Genomic DNA, 15,710 nt, shown 5'->3' with positions numbered 1-15,710 from the left:
TGCGATGGAAGAAGGCTTACGCTTTGCGATTCGTGAAGGTGGCCGAACAGTTGGTGCCGGTGTGGTTGCTAAAGTTATCGCTTAAAGTTTTGTAGGCCAGTAGCTCAATTGGTAGAGTATCGGTCTCCAAAACCGAGGGTTGGGGGTTCGAGACCCTCCTGGCCTGCCAAAAAATCAGACTAATCGGCCAATGGTCGGTTAGTCTTTTTTGTATTAATTAAAAGGTGGTTATATGGACAACAAAACATCGAAAGATGTAGGAGCCAAAACCAAAGCACAATTAAAAGCTGAAGCTAAGCAACAGCAGGAGTTGGAAGTCAAACGTAATAAATGGTTTGATTTATTGAAATATCTTCTCTCCGCTATATTGGTTACCGCTGGTATTCAGGCATTCTATGCTCTTGATGCGCAATTGCCACTTTATATCCGTTATTTATTTCCATTGGTAGGTGTAGTAGCAGCCATTGTAATTGTATTTTTTTGGAGTACGGGTGGACGCAAACTTACTGCTTATGTGCGCGACTGTGTATCGGAAGCCAGAAAAGTAGTTTGGCCAGAGCGTAATGAGGCATTACGCATGACCCTGTTTGTGCTGATATTTGTTGCTGTCTTGTCGTTATTTATTTGGGGTGTTGACAGCCTGATTTCATGGTTGTTATTTGACATCTTTATGAGGAGAAGCTGATCATGGCAAAACAGTGGTATGTTGTACACGCTTATTCCGGTTTTGAAAAAAATGTACAAAAAACCTTAAAAGAGCGCATTGAGCGTGAAGGAATGGGTGAATATTTTGGTCAGATACTGGTGCCGGTTGAAGAAGTTGTGGATATAAAAAACGGGCGTCGCAGTATTACTGAACGTAAATTTTTTCCTGGTTATGTTCTGGTAGAAATGGATATGACCGATGCTTCGTGGCACTTGGTTAAAAATACACCACGTGTGACGGGCTTTATTGGCGGAACAGCCAATAAACCATTGCCTATTTCAGCTCGTGAAGTGGATGCTATCTTGCATCAGGTGCAAAGTGGGGTAGAAAAACCAAAACCAAAAGTCCTCTTTGATGTTGGTCAGCAAGTGCGAGTAAATGAAGGTCCGTTTAAAGATTTTAATGGTGTTGTAGAAGAAGTCAATTACGAACGCAATAAACTGCGTGTTGCTGTGCAGATATTTGGACGTGAAACACCGGTTGAGCTGGAATTTTCTCAGGTAGAGAAAATTTAACTGCAATAATACAACATAAACTAACCTGTGCTTGTAAGGAAAAGGTTTTTTCTTTATAATCACGGGTCTTGCTTTTGGGGAGCAGCATTTGCTGCGTCATACCCGTTTATTTGGAGTTTAAATCAAGTGGCAAAAAAAATTGTAGGCTATATCAAACTGCAGATTCCTGCAGGTAAAGCCAATCCGTCTCCTCCGGTAGGTCCGGCACTGGGTCAGCGTGGTCTGAATATTATGGAATTCTGTAAAGCCTTTAATGCGGCTACGCAGAATGTTGAGCCGGGTTTGCCGGTTCCGGTAGTGATTACTGCGTTTGCAGATAAATCATTTACCTTTGTAATGAAAACGCCACCGGCTTCTATTTTGCTGAAAAAAGCAGCTGGTCTGCAAAAAGGCAGTTCAAATCCATTAACCCAGAAAGTGGGTAAAGTGACTCGTGCACAATTGGAAGAAATCGCCAAGACTAAAGAGCCTGATTTAACTGCTGCTGATCTGGATGCAGCGGTACGCACCATTGCCGGTAGTGCCCGTTCAATGGGTTTAGATGTGGAGGGTGTGTAAATGGCTAAGCTTTCAAAACGCATGCAGGCTATTCGTGCTGCTGTGGAAACCAATAAATTATATGCTATTGATGAAGCACTGAGTCTGGTTAAAGCTAATGCTACAGCCAAATTTGATGAATCTATCGATGTATCTTTTAATCTGGGCATTGATGCACGTAAATCTGATCAGCTTGTTCGTGGTTCTGTAGTGTTGCCTAAAGGTACCGGTAAAACTGTACGTGTAGCTGTGTTTACTCAGGGTGCTAATGCGGAAGCTGCTAAAGCAGCCGGTGCTGATGTGGTTGGTTTCGATGATCTGGCTGCTGAAGTCAAAGCAGGTAATCTGAACTTTGATGTGGTAATTGCATCTCCTGATGCTATGCGTGTGGTAGGTCAGCTGGGTACTATTCTGGGTCCGCGTGGTTTAATGCCAAACCCGAAAGTGGGTACTGTTACGCCAAATGTTGCTGAAGCTGTTAAAAATGCGAAGGCAGGTCAGGTGCAGTATCGTACAGATAGAGCTGGTATTGTACATGCAACTATTGGTCGTGCTTCTTTTGATGCCGCTGATCTGCGTGAAAACTTTAACGCATTACTGGATGCCATTGTTAAAGCTAAACCTGCTGCAACAAAAGGTCAGTATCTGCGCAGAATCGCAGTATCCAGCACGATGGGTGCAGGTTTGTGTGTTGACAGTGCTTCTGTAAATAATTAAGAAATATCCTTGAATTCCGGCAGTTTGGTCTCATATCAGACTGCCATTAAAATTCATATAAATGTTTTACATTTATATGTTGGGCTACTTAGAAATAAGTAGATGTCCAAGACCGTAGGGAATTTGTGGTTGTAAAACAAATTTTAAAAAATAACCCTACGCAGACGGTAGTCCCGGATAATCTTGTGTAAGCCTTGCTTACGGATGTCTTTTTGGGTTGCCGCGCTGGGTGGAGTGGTATTCATATCGCTCTGATTAAAAACAGTGGGAGGTAGACCTTGAGTCTCAATATTGAAACTAAGCAAGCAGCCGTAGCCGAAATCGTAGCAGCCATTGCTAACGCTCAAACTATGGTTATTGCCGAGTATCGTGGTATCAGTGTTGCCAGTATGACCGAACTGCGTGCCAATGCTCGTAAAGCAGGTGTATACCTGCATGTGTTGAAAAACACATTAGCCCGTCGCGCTGTTGAAGGTACATCATTTGCCGCTCTGGCTGATCAGATGGTTGGTCCGTTGGTTTATGCGGTATCTGAAGACCCGGTTGCTGCTGCAAAAGTACTGCACCAGTTCTCGAAAAAAGATGAAAAAATTGTACTGAAAGCAGGTTCATACAATGGTGATCTGCTGGATGTTGCTCAGGTAGCAGAACTTGCTTCTATTCCGAGCCGCGACGAATTGCTCGCGAAATTGCTGGGTATTATGCAAGCTCCTGTTTCCGGTTTTGCCCGTGCACTTGCTGCTTTGGCTGAGAAAAAAGCCGGCGAAGAAGCTGCCTAAATTTCATCTGATTTATATTTAAATTTTTATTCTCAATTATTGGAGTTTAATAGCATGGCTATTACTAAAGAAGACATTCTGGAAGCAGTTGGTAACCTGACCGTTATGGAATTAAACGATCTGGTTAAAGCTTTTGAAGAAAAATTTGGAGTATCTGCAGCTGCTCTGGCTGTTAATAATGGTTCTAATAACGGTGCTACAGCTGCCGAAGAAAAATCTGAATTCGATGTAGTATTGACTTCTGCCGGTGCTCAGAAAGTTGGTGTGATTAAAGTTGTTCGTGCTATCACTGGTTTGGGTCTGAAAGAAGCTAAAGATCTGGTTGATGGTGCACCTAAAACTCTTAAAGAAGGTGTTTCTCAGGCTGAAGCTGACGACATTAAAAAACAACTGGAAGAAGCCGGCGCTTCTGTCGAAATCAAGTAATTTCAGTTGCGTTTTACAGGCTGGTAGCTTAGGCTACCAGCCTGCTTTCGCTTGTCTACCCCAAGTGATATTTTATAAATATTTACAAAAAAACCATTAATTTACCTAATTTTACTCTTTTGATATTAACAGTTATCTGAGTATTTATAAAACCTTACTTGCCAAACCTCCCTACTGGAGACTGTACATGTCCTACTCTTTTACTGAAAAAAAACGTATCCGTAAAAGCTTTGCCAAACGTGCGAATGTATTAGAAGTGCCGTTTTTATTGGCTACGCAGTTGGATTCTTATACACAGTTTTTACAGATGGAAACACCCTACGACCAGCGCACTGATGTTGGTCTTCAGGCTGCTTTTCAGTCTATTTTTCCGATTATCAGTCATAACGGTTATGCCCGCCTTGAGTTCACCCATTATGTATTAGGTGAACCAGTGTTTGACATTCCGGAATGTCAGCTGCGTGGTATCACTTATGCAGCCCCGTTGCGGGCACGTATCCGGCTGGTGATTTTGGACAAAGAGTCATCCAAACCTAATGTGGTTAAAGAAGTTCGTGAAAATGAAGTTTATATGGGTGAAATTCCGTTGATGACACCCAGTGGTTCATTCATTATTAACGGTACTGAACGCGTCATTGTTTCACAGTTGCACCGTTCTCCGGGTGTATTCTTTGAACATGACAGAGGTAAATCACATTCATCTGGTAAATTATTATTTTCAGCACGGATTATTCCTTACCGCGGATCCTGGCTTGACTTTGAATTTGACCCGAAAGATTTGCTGTATTTCCGTATCGACCGTCGTCGTAAAATGCCAGTAACTATTTTACTGAAAGCACTTGGGTTTACACCGGAACAGATTCTGGACATGTTCTATGACCGTGAAAATTACCACCTGTCTAAAGATGGTGTGCATACTGATCTGATTCCTGCACGTCTGAGAGGTGAAACTGCCAAGTTTGATCTGGTAGATAAAGACGGCAAAGTACTAGTACAAAAAGGCAAACGTATTAATGCCAAGAATATCCGTGACATTATTGCTGCAGATATTAAATGGCTGGAAGTTGAACCGGAAAGTCTGATTGGCAAGGTACTGGCTGCTGATGTGGTTGTACCGGATACCGGTGAAATACTGGCTAAATCCAATGATGAAATCACGGAAGAGTTGCTGGCACAGTTTGATATACAGGGAATCAAAGAAATTTCAACGCTGTATATTAATGATCTGGATCAGGGTGGTTATGTTTCCAATACTTTGCGTACTGATGAAACTGAAGGTCAGCAGGCTGCACGTATTGCTATTTATCGCATGATGCGCCCGGGTGAACCGCCAACCGAAGACGCTGTTGAGGCATTGTTTAATCGCCTGTTCTTTAGTGAAGACAGCTATGACTTGTCACGTGTCGGCCGGATGAAATTCAACACCCGTACCTATCAGCAAAAATTGCTGGAAGCACAGCAGGAGTCATGGTATGGACGTCTGATGACACAAACTTTTGCCAATGCTGATAAAGAAGGCAATCATGTACTGACTATTCCGGATATTGTATCCGTAATTGCTACACTGGTTGAATTGCGCAACGGACATGGTGAAGTAGATGATATTGACCATTTGGGTAACCGTCGCGTACGTTCTGTGGGTGAGCTAGCCGAGAACCAGTTCCGCAGTGGTCTGTCTCGTGTAGAACGTGCCGTTAAGGAACGCCTGAATCAGGCAGAATCAGAAAATCTGATGCCGCATGACCTGATTAATGCCAAACCGGTTTCTGCTGCAATCAAAGAGTTTTTCGGATCCAGCCAGTTGTCTCAGTTTATGGATCAGACTAATCCATTGTCTGAAGTCACCCATAAACGCCGTGTATCTGCATTGGGACCCGGTGGTCTGACCCGTGAGCGTGCCGGCTTTGAAGTGCGTGACGTACATCCGACTCATTACGGTCGTGTATGTCCGATTGAAACACCTGAAGGTCCGAATATTGGTTTGATTAATTCTCTGGCAGTTTATGCCCGTACCAATAAATACGGCTTTCTGGAAACACCTTATCGCCGAGTTGTCGACGGTAAAGTAACCAATGACATTGATTATTTGTCAGCTATTGAAGAAGGTCGTTTTGTTATTGCCCAGGCGAATGCCGATCTGGATAAAGACGGCCGGATTATCGGTGATTTGGTAACCTGCCGTGAAAAAGGTGAAACCATAATGGCAACACCGGATCGCGTACAGTATATGGACGTGGCTACCGGTCAGGTGGTTTCAGTAGCGGCTTCACTGATTCCGTTCCTTGAGCATGACGACGCCAACCGTGCTTTGATGGGTGCCAACATGCAACGTCAGGCAGTACCTTGTCTGCGTGCTGAAAAACCATTGGTTGGTACTGGTATTGAACGCTCTGTGGCTATTGACAGTGCTACAGCTATTGCGGCCAGTCGCGGCGGTGTTGTGGAATATGTGGATGCAAACCGTGTCGTAGTACGTGTTAATGATGACGAGGCTACTGCTGGTGAAGTGGGTGTGGATATTTACAATCTGGTGAAATTCACCCGTTCTAACCAGTCAACCAATATTAATCAGCGTCCTGCCGTACAGAAGGGTGATGTTATCCAGCGCGGTGATGTTATTGCGGATGGTGCTTCTACTGATTTAGGTGAGCTGGCATTGGGTCAGAATATGACTATCGCCTTCATGCCCTGGAATGGTTATAACTATGAAGACTCAATTCTGATTTCAGAACGTGTCGTTGCCGGTGATCGTTATACTTCAATTCATATTGAGGAATTGAATGTGGTATCCCGTGATACCAAACTGGGTGCCGAGGAAATTACCCGTGATATTCCGAATTTGTCTGAGCGTATGCAAAATCGTCTGGATGAATCCGGTATCGTTTACATTGGTGCTGAAGTAGAAGCCGGTGATGTACTGGTAGGCAAGGTGACACCTAAAGGTGAAACTCAGCTTACACCGGAAGAAAAACTGTTGCGTGCTATTTTTGGTGAAAAAGCCAGTGATGTAAAAGATACTTCACTGCGTATGCCTACCGGCATGAGTGGTACTGTTATTGATGTTCAGGTGTTTACCCGTGAAGGTATTGAACGCGATAAACGTGCTAAAGCGATTATCGATGCAGAACTGAAACGCTATCGTCAGAATCTGACTGATCAGTTGCGCATTTTCAATGATGATGCTTTTGACCGTACTGAACGCCTGATACTGGGACAAAAAGTCAATGGCGGACCATTGAAACTGGCTAAAGGTGCAGAAGTTACTAAAGAATATCTGGCTTCATTGCCGAGCCGTCATGACTGGTTTGATATTCGTCTGAGTGATGAAAGTATTGCGAAGCAGGTGGAACTGATTAAGGAAAGTTTGCAGGCCAAGCATGAAGAATCAGATGCTTTGTATGAAATCAAGAAGAAAAAACTGACACAGGGCGATGAATTACAGCCGGGTGTACAGAAAATGGTTAAGGTGTTTATTGCCATTAAACGTCGCCTGAAAGCCGGTGACAAAATGGCCGGCCGCCATGGTAATAAAGGTGTGGTATCCCGCATTCTGCCGGTTGAAGACATGCCTTACATGGCCGACGGACGCGCTGTGGATATCGTACTGAATCCGCTCGGTGTACCAAGCCGTATGAATATTGGTCAGATTCTGGAAGTACATCTGGGCTGGGCTGCCAAAGGTATTGGTGAGCGTATTGACCGTATGCTGACAGAAAAACGTGCTGCTGATGATATTCGTGCTTTTCTTGAAAAAGTGTATAACAGCAGTGGTAAGAAAGAGGATTTATCGCAGTTTAATGACGATGAAATCATCAATCTGGCTCAGCATTTGCGTAAAGGTATGACTGTAGCTACACCAGTATTTGATGGTGCGGAAGAATCCGAAATCAAAAATATGCTGGCACTGGCTTATCCAGAGGATGATCCGGAAATTCAGAAACTGGGCTTTAATGATACCCGTACGCAGATGACACTGTATGATGGTCATACCGGAGAAGCCTTTGACCGTAAGGTGACTGTAGGGGTAATGCATTATCTGAAACTGCACCATCTGGTTGATGAAAAAATGCATGCCCGTTCTACTGGTCCGTACAGTCTGGTCACTCAGCAGCCGCTGGGTGGTAAAGCTCAGTTCGGTGGTCAGCGTTTTGGTGAGATGGAGGTTTGGGCACTGGAAGCTTATGGTGCTGCCTATACTCTGCAGGAAATGTTGACTGTGAAATCAGATGACGTCACCGGTCGTACCAAAATGTATGAAAACATTGTTAAAGGCGAGTACAAGATTGATGCCGGCATGCCGGAATCATTCAATGTGTTACTGAAAGAGATTCGCTCTTTAGGCCTGGATATGGATTTGGAACGTTACTAACCGACACCGGTCGTATACAGTGTGTGAGACATACTGTATACGGCATCGTCAGGAGCAAATATGAAAGCTTTATCAGACTTATTTAATCCGCTGCAAAATGCCAGTGCCGAAGAAGAATTTGACGCAATTAAAATCGGCATTGCTTCGCCGGATACCATTCGTTCTTGGTCGTACGGTGAAGTGAAAAAACCGGAAACGATTAATTACCGTACTTTTAAACCGGAACGTGACGGCTTGTTTTGTGCCAAGATTTTTGGCCCGATTAAAGATTATGAATGTTTGTGTGGTAAATACAAACGCCTGAAATTTCGCGGGGTAACCTGTGAAAAATGTGGTGTGGAAGTAACTTTGTCCAAAGTACGCCGCGAGCGCATGGGACATATCGAACTGGCTGCACCGGTTGCGCATATCTGGTTTTTGAAATCTTTGCCATCCCGTCTGGGTATGGTATTAGATATGACTTTGCGTGACATTGAACGTATTTTGTATTTTGAAGCTTATGTGGTTACTGATCCGGGGCTGACTTCATTGCAGCCGCGTCAGCTGCTCAGTGAAGAAGAATACATCACTAAATATGAAGAGTCCGGCGGCGATTTTGAAGCCAAGATGGGTGCTGAAGGCATTCGCGATTTACTGCGAGCCATGGATATTGCCCATGAGGTTACTGTATTGCGTCAGGAACTGGATTCAACCAGTTCAGATACAAAAATTAAGAAAATTGCTAAACGACTGAAAGTTCTGGAAGCATTCCAGCGTTCCGGTATGAAACTGGAATGGATGATTATGGATGTGCTGCCAGTACTGCCACCGGATTTGCGTCCGCTGGTACCGCTGGATGGCGGTCGTTTTGCTACTTCTGATTTGAATGACCTGTATCGTCGTGTCATTAATCGTAACAACCGTTTGAAACGCCTGCTTGAACTACGTGCGCCGGATATCATCGTACGCAATGAAAAACGTATGTTACAGGAAGCGGTAGATTCATTACTGGATAATGGCCGTCGTGGTAAAGCCATGACTGGTGCTAATAAGCGTCCACTGAAATCCCTGGCAGATATGATTAAAGGTAAGGGCGGTCGTTTCCGTCAGAATCTGCTGGGTAAACGTGTCGATTACTCCGGTCGTTCTGTGATTACCGTTGGTCCGTACCTGCGTCTGCATCAGTGCGGTTTGCCGAAGAAAATGGCTTTGGAACTGTTCAAACCATTTATTTTCCATAAACTTGAACAGCTAGATCCGACCGTAACTACCATCAAAAAAGCCAAAAAAATGGTGGAACAGGAAGAGCCGATTGTATGGGATATTCTTGAAGATGTTATTCGTGAACATCCGATTCTGCTCAACCGTGCACCAACCTTGCACCGTTTAGGTATTCAGGCATTTGAGCCGATTCTGATTGAAGGTAAGGCAATTCAGCTGCATCCGCTGGTATGTACTGCATTTAACGCCGACTTTGACGGTGACCAGATGGCTGTACACGTACCACTGAGTCTGGAAGCACAGATGGAAGCGCGTACCCTGATGCTGGCTTCGAATAATGTATTGTCACCAGCTAATGGTGAACCAATTATCGTACCGTCACAGGATATCGTATTGGGTCTGTATTATATGACCCGCGACAAAATTAATGGTAAGGGTGAAGGCAGCCTGTTTGCTGATGTAAAAGAAGTACATCGTGCCTACCAGACTCGTCAGGTAGAGCTGGGTACTAAAATTACTGTACGTTTGCGTGAATGGGTGAAAAATGGTCAGGACGAATTTGTACCGGTAGTTAACCGTTATGAAACTACTGTCGGCCGTGCTCTGCTGTCAGAGATTCTGCCAAAAGGTTTGTCTTTCGATCATATTAATAAAACGCTGAAGAAAAAAGAAATTTCTAAGCTGATTAATGCTTCATTCCGTCGCTGCGGATTGCGTGATACTGTCATTTTTGCTGACCACCTGATGTATACCGGTTATGCATTCTCAACTCGTGCCGGTATTTCAATCTGCGTTGACGATATGCTGGTGCCTGAAAGTAAACCACAATTGCTGGCAGAAGCTAATGCAGAAGTTAAAGAAATTGAAGATCAGTACCGTCAGGGTCTGGTAACCAATGGCGAACGTTACAATAAAGTAGTCGATATCTGGGGTCGTACCGGTGACAAGATTGCCAAAGCGATGATGGATAATCTGTCTACTCAGAAAGTAGTTGACCGCGAAGGTAATCTGGTTGATCAGGAGTCATTTAACTCAATTTACATGATGGCTGACTCCGGTGCCCGCGGTTCTGCCGCTCAGATTAAGCAGTTGTCAGGTATGCGTGGTTTGATGGCGAAACCGGATGGTTCCATTATTGAAACACCGATTACTTCTAACTTCCGTGAAGGTCTGACAGTATTACAGTACTTTATTTCTACTCACGGTGCCCGTAAAGGTCTGGCTGATACGGCATTGAAAACCGCTAACTCCGGTTATCTGACCCGTCGTCTTGTTGATGTGACACAAGACTTGGTGGTAGTAGAAGATGATTGTGGTACCAATGACGGCTTTGTGATGAAAGCAGTGGTACAGGGCGGTGATATCATTGAATCATTACGTGATCGCGTACTGGGACGTGTTACTGCTGAAGATGTAGTTGATCCGACCAGTGGTGAAACTTTAGTTGAAGCAGGTACGCTGCTGAACGAAAGTCTGGTTGATCTGATTGATAACTCAGGTGTCGATGAAGTTAAAGTACGTACTCCGATTACTTGTAAAACACGTCATGGATTGTGTGCTAAATGTTATGGCCGAGATCTGGCGCGCGGTAAATTGGTCAATGCCGGTGAATCTGTTGGTGTGATTGCTGCTCAGTCTATTGGTGAGCCGGGTACTCAGCTGACTATGCGTACCTTCCACATTGGTGGTGCCGCTTCACGAGCTGCAGCGGCCAGTCAGGTAGAGGCTAAATCTGGTGGTACGGTTCGTTTCTCCAGCCAGATGCGTTATGTAGCCAATAACAAAGGTGAACTGGTTGTTATTGGTCGTTCATCCGAAATTGTGATTCATGACGATATTGGTCGTGAGCGTGAACGCCATAAAGTACCTTACGGTGCATTATTGCAGGTAAAAGATGGTGGTGTGGTGAAAGCCGGTCAGACACTGGCTACATGGGATCCGCATACCCGTCCGATGATTACCGAGTTTGCCGGTCGTGTCCGCTTTGAAAATATCGAAGAAGGCGTTACTGTAGCCAAACAAACCGATGATGTTACCGGTTTGTCTACACTGGTAGTTATTGATGGTAAACGTCGTTCCTCTACTCAGTCTAAACTGTTGCGTCCGACAGTAAAACTGCTGGATGACAAGGGCGAAGAAATTCGCATGGCAGGAAGTGAAACCGCTGTTTCCATGGCCTTCCCGGTTGGTGCGGTGATTACTGTACGAGAAGGACAGGAAGTAGGTAAAGGTGATGTACTGGCCCGTATTCCTCAGGCTTCATCCAAAACCCGCGATATTACCGGTGGTCTGCCGCGTGTAGCTGAATTGTTCGAAGCACGTACTCCGAAAGATGTGGGTATGCTGGCTGAAGTAACTGGTACTGTTTCTTTCGGTAAGGAAACCAAGGGTAAACAGCGTCTGATTATTACTGATGCAGACGGTGCTGCTTATGAAACCCTGATTTCCAAAGAAAAACAGGTGCTGGTACATGATGGTCAGGTGGTGAATCGCGGTGAAGTGATTGTAGATGGTGCAGTCGATCCGCATGATATTCTGCGTTTGCAGGGTATTGAGGCGCTGGCTCGTTATATCGTGCAGGAAGTACAGGAAGTGTATCGTCTGCAAGGTGTGAAGATTTCCGATAAACATATCGAAGTGATCATTCGCCAGATGCTGCGCCGGGTAAATATTGCCGATGCCGGTGACAGTCACTTCATTACTGGTGAGCAGGTTGAACGCGGTGATGTAATGATTGCCAACGAGAAGTTGCTGGCGGAAGGTAAAGAACCGGTACGCTTTGACAATGTATTGCTGGGTATTACTAAAGCATCATTGTCTACCGATTCGTTTATTTCTGCTGCATCCTTCCAGGAAACTACCCGTGTGCTGACTGAAGCGGCTATTATGGGTAAACGTGACGATTTGCGCGGCCTGAAAGAAAACGTAATTGTTGGTCGTCTGATTCCGGCCGGTACCGGACTGACTTACCATCGCAGTCGCCGCCAGAAATGGCAGGAGCAATTGGCTGCTGAGGCTGCAGAGAAAAGCGAATAAGCTTTAATATTTGTTGTAAATAAAACCGCTGAAAGCCATTCAGCGGTTTTATTTTGCCCATGGTTTTATATAGTTGTTTTTTCAATAGATATAAAGCGTTTAAAGTTTGATTATCTTGACCATAATAAAGCAGGAATGTTAGAATACCGGTTTTGCCGGCATGGTGCCGGCATATATTGACTCAACAGGATAAAGAGAAAATATGCCTACTATCAACCAATTGGTACGTAAAGGACGTCAGGCTCCGGTTTACGTCAACAAAGTACCTGCTTTAGAGGCTTGTCCTCAAAAACGTGGTGTATGCACCCGTGTATACACCACTACTCCGAAAAAACCTAACTCAGCGCTGCGTAAAGTATGCAAAGTGCGTCTGACCAACGGTTATGAAGTGATTTCATATATCGGTGGTGAAGGCCACAACTTGCAGGAACACAGCGTAGTACTGATTCGCGGCGGTCGTGTAAAAGACTTGCCGGGTGTGCGTTACCATACTGTACGCGGTTCTCTGGACACTGCAGGTGTTAAAGACCGTAAGCAGTCCCGTTCTAAATACGGTGCTAAACGTCCTAAATAATCGGACGCATCGGCAGATTATCTGTCGAGTAAGTGAATATTTACATAAATATTCGCGGGCTATGCCCAGCTGAATAGTTTAAGGAAATTGAAATGCCAAGACGTAGAGAAGTCCCAAAACGTGACATATTGCCAGATCCGAAATTCGGCAGTATCGAATTATCCAAATTCATGAATGTGCTGATGATTGACGGTAAAAAATCTGTAGCAGAACGCATTGTATACGGCGCTCTGGAACAGATTGAAAAGAAAACCGGCAAAGAAGCCATTGAAGTGTTTAACGAAGCCATTGCCAATGCCAAACCGGTGGTAGAAGTAAAAAGCCGTCGTGTTGGTGGTGCTAACTATCAAGTTCCTGTTGAGGTTCGTCCTGCCCGTCGTCTGGCTCTGGCCATGCGCTGGGTACGCGATGCGGCTCGTAAACGCGGTGAAAAATCCATGGATTTGCGTCTGGCTGGTGAATTAATTGATGCGGCCGAAGGTCGCGGCGGTGCATTGAAAAAACGTGAGGAAGTACATCGCATGGCTGAAGCCAACAAAGCCTTCTCTCACTTCCGCTTCTAATGCAGAAAGGCAATTATCGTGGCTCGTAAAACCCCTATTGAGCAATACCGCAATATCGGTATTTCTGCACATATTGATGCTGGTAAAACCACCACTTCAGAACGTATTCTGTTTTACACCGGCATGACTCACAAACTGGGTGAAGTACATGACGGTGCAGCCACCACAGACTGGATGGAGCAAGAACAGGAACGTGGTATTACCATTACCTCTGCTGCTGTTACCACCTTCTGGAAAGGTATGGCAGGTCAGTTTAAAGAACACCGTTTAAATATTATTGATACCCCGGGACACGTAGACTTTACTGTTGAAGTAGAGCGTTCTATGCGTGTACTGGATGGTGCGGTAATGGTTTACTGTGCTGTGGGTGGTGTACAGCCTCAGTCTGAAACTGTATGGCGTCAGGCCAATAAATACAAAGTGCCTCGCCTGGCTTTTGTAAATAAAATGGACCGTCAGGGTGCCAACTTCTTCCGTGTAGTTGAACAGATGCAGACCCGTCTGCGTGCCAATCCGGTACCGGTTGTCATTCCGGTAGGAGCTGAAGACGGTTTCGAAGGCGTAGTAGATTTGCTGAAGATGCAGGCTATCGTATGGGATGATGCAACTCAGGGTTTGAAATTTGAGTATGCTGATATTCCTGCTGACCTGAAAGACGTTGCCGAAGAATGGCGCGAAAAAATGGTTGAAGCTGCAGCAGAAGCCAACGAAGAACTGATGGAAAAATACCTCGGCGGTGAAGAGCTGAGCGAGGAAGAAATCGTTGCTGCCCTGCGTGCACGTACACTGGCCGGTGAAATTCAGCCGGTACTGTGCGGTTCAGCATTCAAGAATAAAGGTGTACAGCGTCTGCTGGATGCTGTGGTTGAGTATCTGCCAAGCCCGACAGACATTCCGCCAGTAGCTGGTGAAAAACCGGATGGTGAAAAAGACAGCCGTAAAGCTAGCGACGATGAGAAATTCTCTGCGTTGGCATTTAAACTGATGAACGATAAATACGTTGGTCAGCTGACTTTCATCCGCGTGTATTCCGGCGTGGTGAAATCCGGCGATACTGTAGTGAACTCTGTTAAAGGCACTAAAGAACGTATTGGTCGTCTGGTACAGATGAAAGCCAATGATCGTGATGAAATCGAAGAAGTACGTGCCGGTGACATTGCAGCTGTAATTGGTTTGAAAGATGTAACTACTGGTGAAACGCTGTGTGATACTGACGCTCCGATTATTCTGGAACGTATGGAATTCCCGGAACCGGTTATCCACGTAGCAGTTGAACCAAAAACTAAAGCTGACCAGGAAAAAATGGGTCTGGCTCTGAACCGTCTGGCTAAAGAAGACCCGTCTTTCCGTGTGAAAACAGATGAAGAATCTGGTCAGACTATTATTTCCGGTATGGGTGAATTGCATCTGGAAATTATTGTAGACCGTATGAAACGTGAATTTGGTGTAGAAGCCAACGTGGGTGCACCACAGGTAGCTTATCGTGAAACCATCCGTAAATCAGTGGAATCCGAAGCCAAATACGTGAAACAGTCTGGTGGTAAAGGTCAGTATGGTCATGTAGTGATCACTATGGAACCTCTGGAACCGGGTGGTGTAAACTACGAATTCATCGACGAAATTAAAGGTGGTGTGATTCCACGTGAATTTATTCCGTCTGTGGATAAAGGTATTCGTGATACCATGACTAATGGTATTCTGGCCGGTTATCCGGTTGTGGATATCCGTGTGCGCCTGACTTTCGGTTCATACCATGATGTGGACTCTTCGCAAATCGCGTTTGAATTAGCTGGTTCTATGGCATTCAAAGACGGTATGCGCAAAGCTTCTCCGGCATTGCTGGAACCTATCATGGCGGTTGAAGTGGAAACACCGGAAGACTACATGGGTGATGTAATGGGCGACTTGAATCGTCGTCGTGGCATCGTGCTGGGTATGGATGATGATGGTATCGGCGGCAAGAAAGTTCGTGCCGAAGTACCACTGGCAGAAATGTTCGGTTACTCAACCGATCTGCGCTCTGCTACTCAGGGGCGTGCTACTTACTCCATGGAGTTCAAGAAATACGCTGAAGCACCAAATAATGTAGCCGAGCAGGTAATTGCTGCACGTAAAGGCTAACTTATTTACCGATAACCTGAAAGTACCTGTACTTTCAGGTTATCATCGTTCTTTAATGATCTTTATTCAAGGAAACTTAGCTCATGGCTAAAGAAAAATTCGAGCGGAGCAAACCGCACGTAAACGTTGGCACCATTGGTCACGTTGACCATGGTAAAACCACTTTG

General features: G+C 45.1%; 12 protein-coding genes, 1 tRNA gene and 1 pseudogene. All 14 read left to right on the top strand.

What is annotated here, in order from left to right; translation table 11 throughout:
- A pseudogene (locus H3T75_RS10785) lies at positions 1-85 on the top strand (elongation factor Tu); the annotation flags it as partial.
- An 8-nt stretch (positions 86-93) separates the two neighbouring features.
- Positions 94-169 (top strand) — tRNA-Trp (locus H3T75_RS10780).
- 63 nt (positions 170-232) lie between these two features.
- Positions 233-685, top strand: a complete 453-nt coding sequence (gene secE / locus H3T75_RS10775) for a preprotein translocase subunit SecE (RefSeq protein WP_084552758.1) — start codon at positions 233-235, stop codon at positions 683-685.
- Between the two features lie 2 nt (positions 686-687).
- Complete coding sequence (gene nusG / locus H3T75_RS10770; protein ID WP_025329893.1) at positions 688-1,221, top strand: transcription termination/antitermination protein NusG; 534 nt, start codon at positions 688-690, stop codon at positions 1,219-1,221.
- A gap of 126 nt (positions 1,222-1,347) precedes the next feature.
- Positions 1,348-1,779, top strand: coding sequence for a 50S ribosomal protein L11 (gene rplK / locus H3T75_RS10765; RefSeq protein WP_025329894.1), 432 nt, complete (start codon positions 1,348-1,350; stop codon positions 1,777-1,779).
- Positions 1,780-2,475 (top strand): 50S ribosomal protein L1, encoded by a 696-nt coding sequence (rplA, locus tag H3T75_RS10760; protein WP_100125046.1) that lies wholly within the window; start codon positions 1,780-1,782, stop codon positions 2,473-2,475.
- Between the two features lie 278 nt (positions 2,476-2,753).
- Positions 2,754-3,254, top strand: a complete 501-nt coding sequence (rplJ, locus tag H3T75_RS10755) for a 50S ribosomal protein L10 (RefSeq protein ID WP_025329896.1) — start codon at positions 2,754-2,756, stop codon at positions 3,252-3,254.
- A 54-nt stretch (positions 3,255-3,308) separates the two neighbouring features.
- Positions 3,309-3,680, top strand: coding sequence for a 50S ribosomal protein L7/L12 (gene rplL / locus H3T75_RS10750; protein ID WP_025329897.1), 372 nt, complete (start codon positions 3,309-3,311; stop codon positions 3,678-3,680).
- Between the two features lie 187 nt (positions 3,681-3,867).
- The gene (gene rpoB, locus H3T75_RS10745; protein WP_198211705.1) at positions 3,868-8,049 is read left to right on the top strand and encodes a DNA-directed RNA polymerase subunit beta; all 4,182 of its coding nucleotides are present in this window, start codon (positions 3,868-3,870) and stop codon (positions 8,047-8,049) included.
- A gap of 60 nt (positions 8,050-8,109) precedes the next feature.
- A complete protein-coding gene (gene rpoC / locus H3T75_RS10740; protein WP_025329899.1) occupies positions 8,110-12,285 on the top strand; it encodes a DNA-directed RNA polymerase subunit beta' in 4,176 nt (1,391 codons plus the stop codon).
- Positions 12,286-12,487: 202 nt separating this feature from the next.
- Positions 12,488-12,859, top strand: coding sequence for a 30S ribosomal protein S12 (rpsL, locus tag H3T75_RS10735; protein WP_025329900.1), 372 nt, complete (start codon positions 12,488-12,490; stop codon positions 12,857-12,859).
- Between the two features lie 92 nt (positions 12,860-12,951).
- The gene (rpsG, locus tag H3T75_RS10730) at positions 12,952-13,422 is read left to right on the top strand and encodes a 30S ribosomal protein S7 (RefSeq protein ID WP_025329901.1); all 471 of its coding nucleotides are present in this window, start codon (positions 12,952-12,954) and stop codon (positions 13,420-13,422) included.
- Positions 13,423-13,440: 18 nt separating this feature from the next.
- A complete protein-coding gene (gene fusA / locus H3T75_RS10725) occupies positions 13,441-15,543 on the top strand; it encodes an elongation factor G (RefSeq protein ID WP_025329902.1) in 2,103 nt (700 codons plus the stop codon).
- 83 nt (positions 15,544-15,626) lie between these two features.
- A partial coding sequence (locus H3T75_RS10720) for a GTP-binding protein (protein WP_002252039.1) occupies positions 15,627-15,710 on the top strand: 84 nt, incomplete at its 3' end.

Origin of the sequence: Snodgrassella sp. W8135 (genome assembly GCF_016101225.1) — a bacterium.
Lineage (GTDB): Bacteria > Pseudomonadota > Gammaproteobacteria > Burkholderiales > Neisseriaceae > Snodgrassella > Snodgrassella alvi.
Note: the sequence above shows the minus strand (reverse complement) of the source record. Positions and strands in the feature narration are given on the sequence as shown.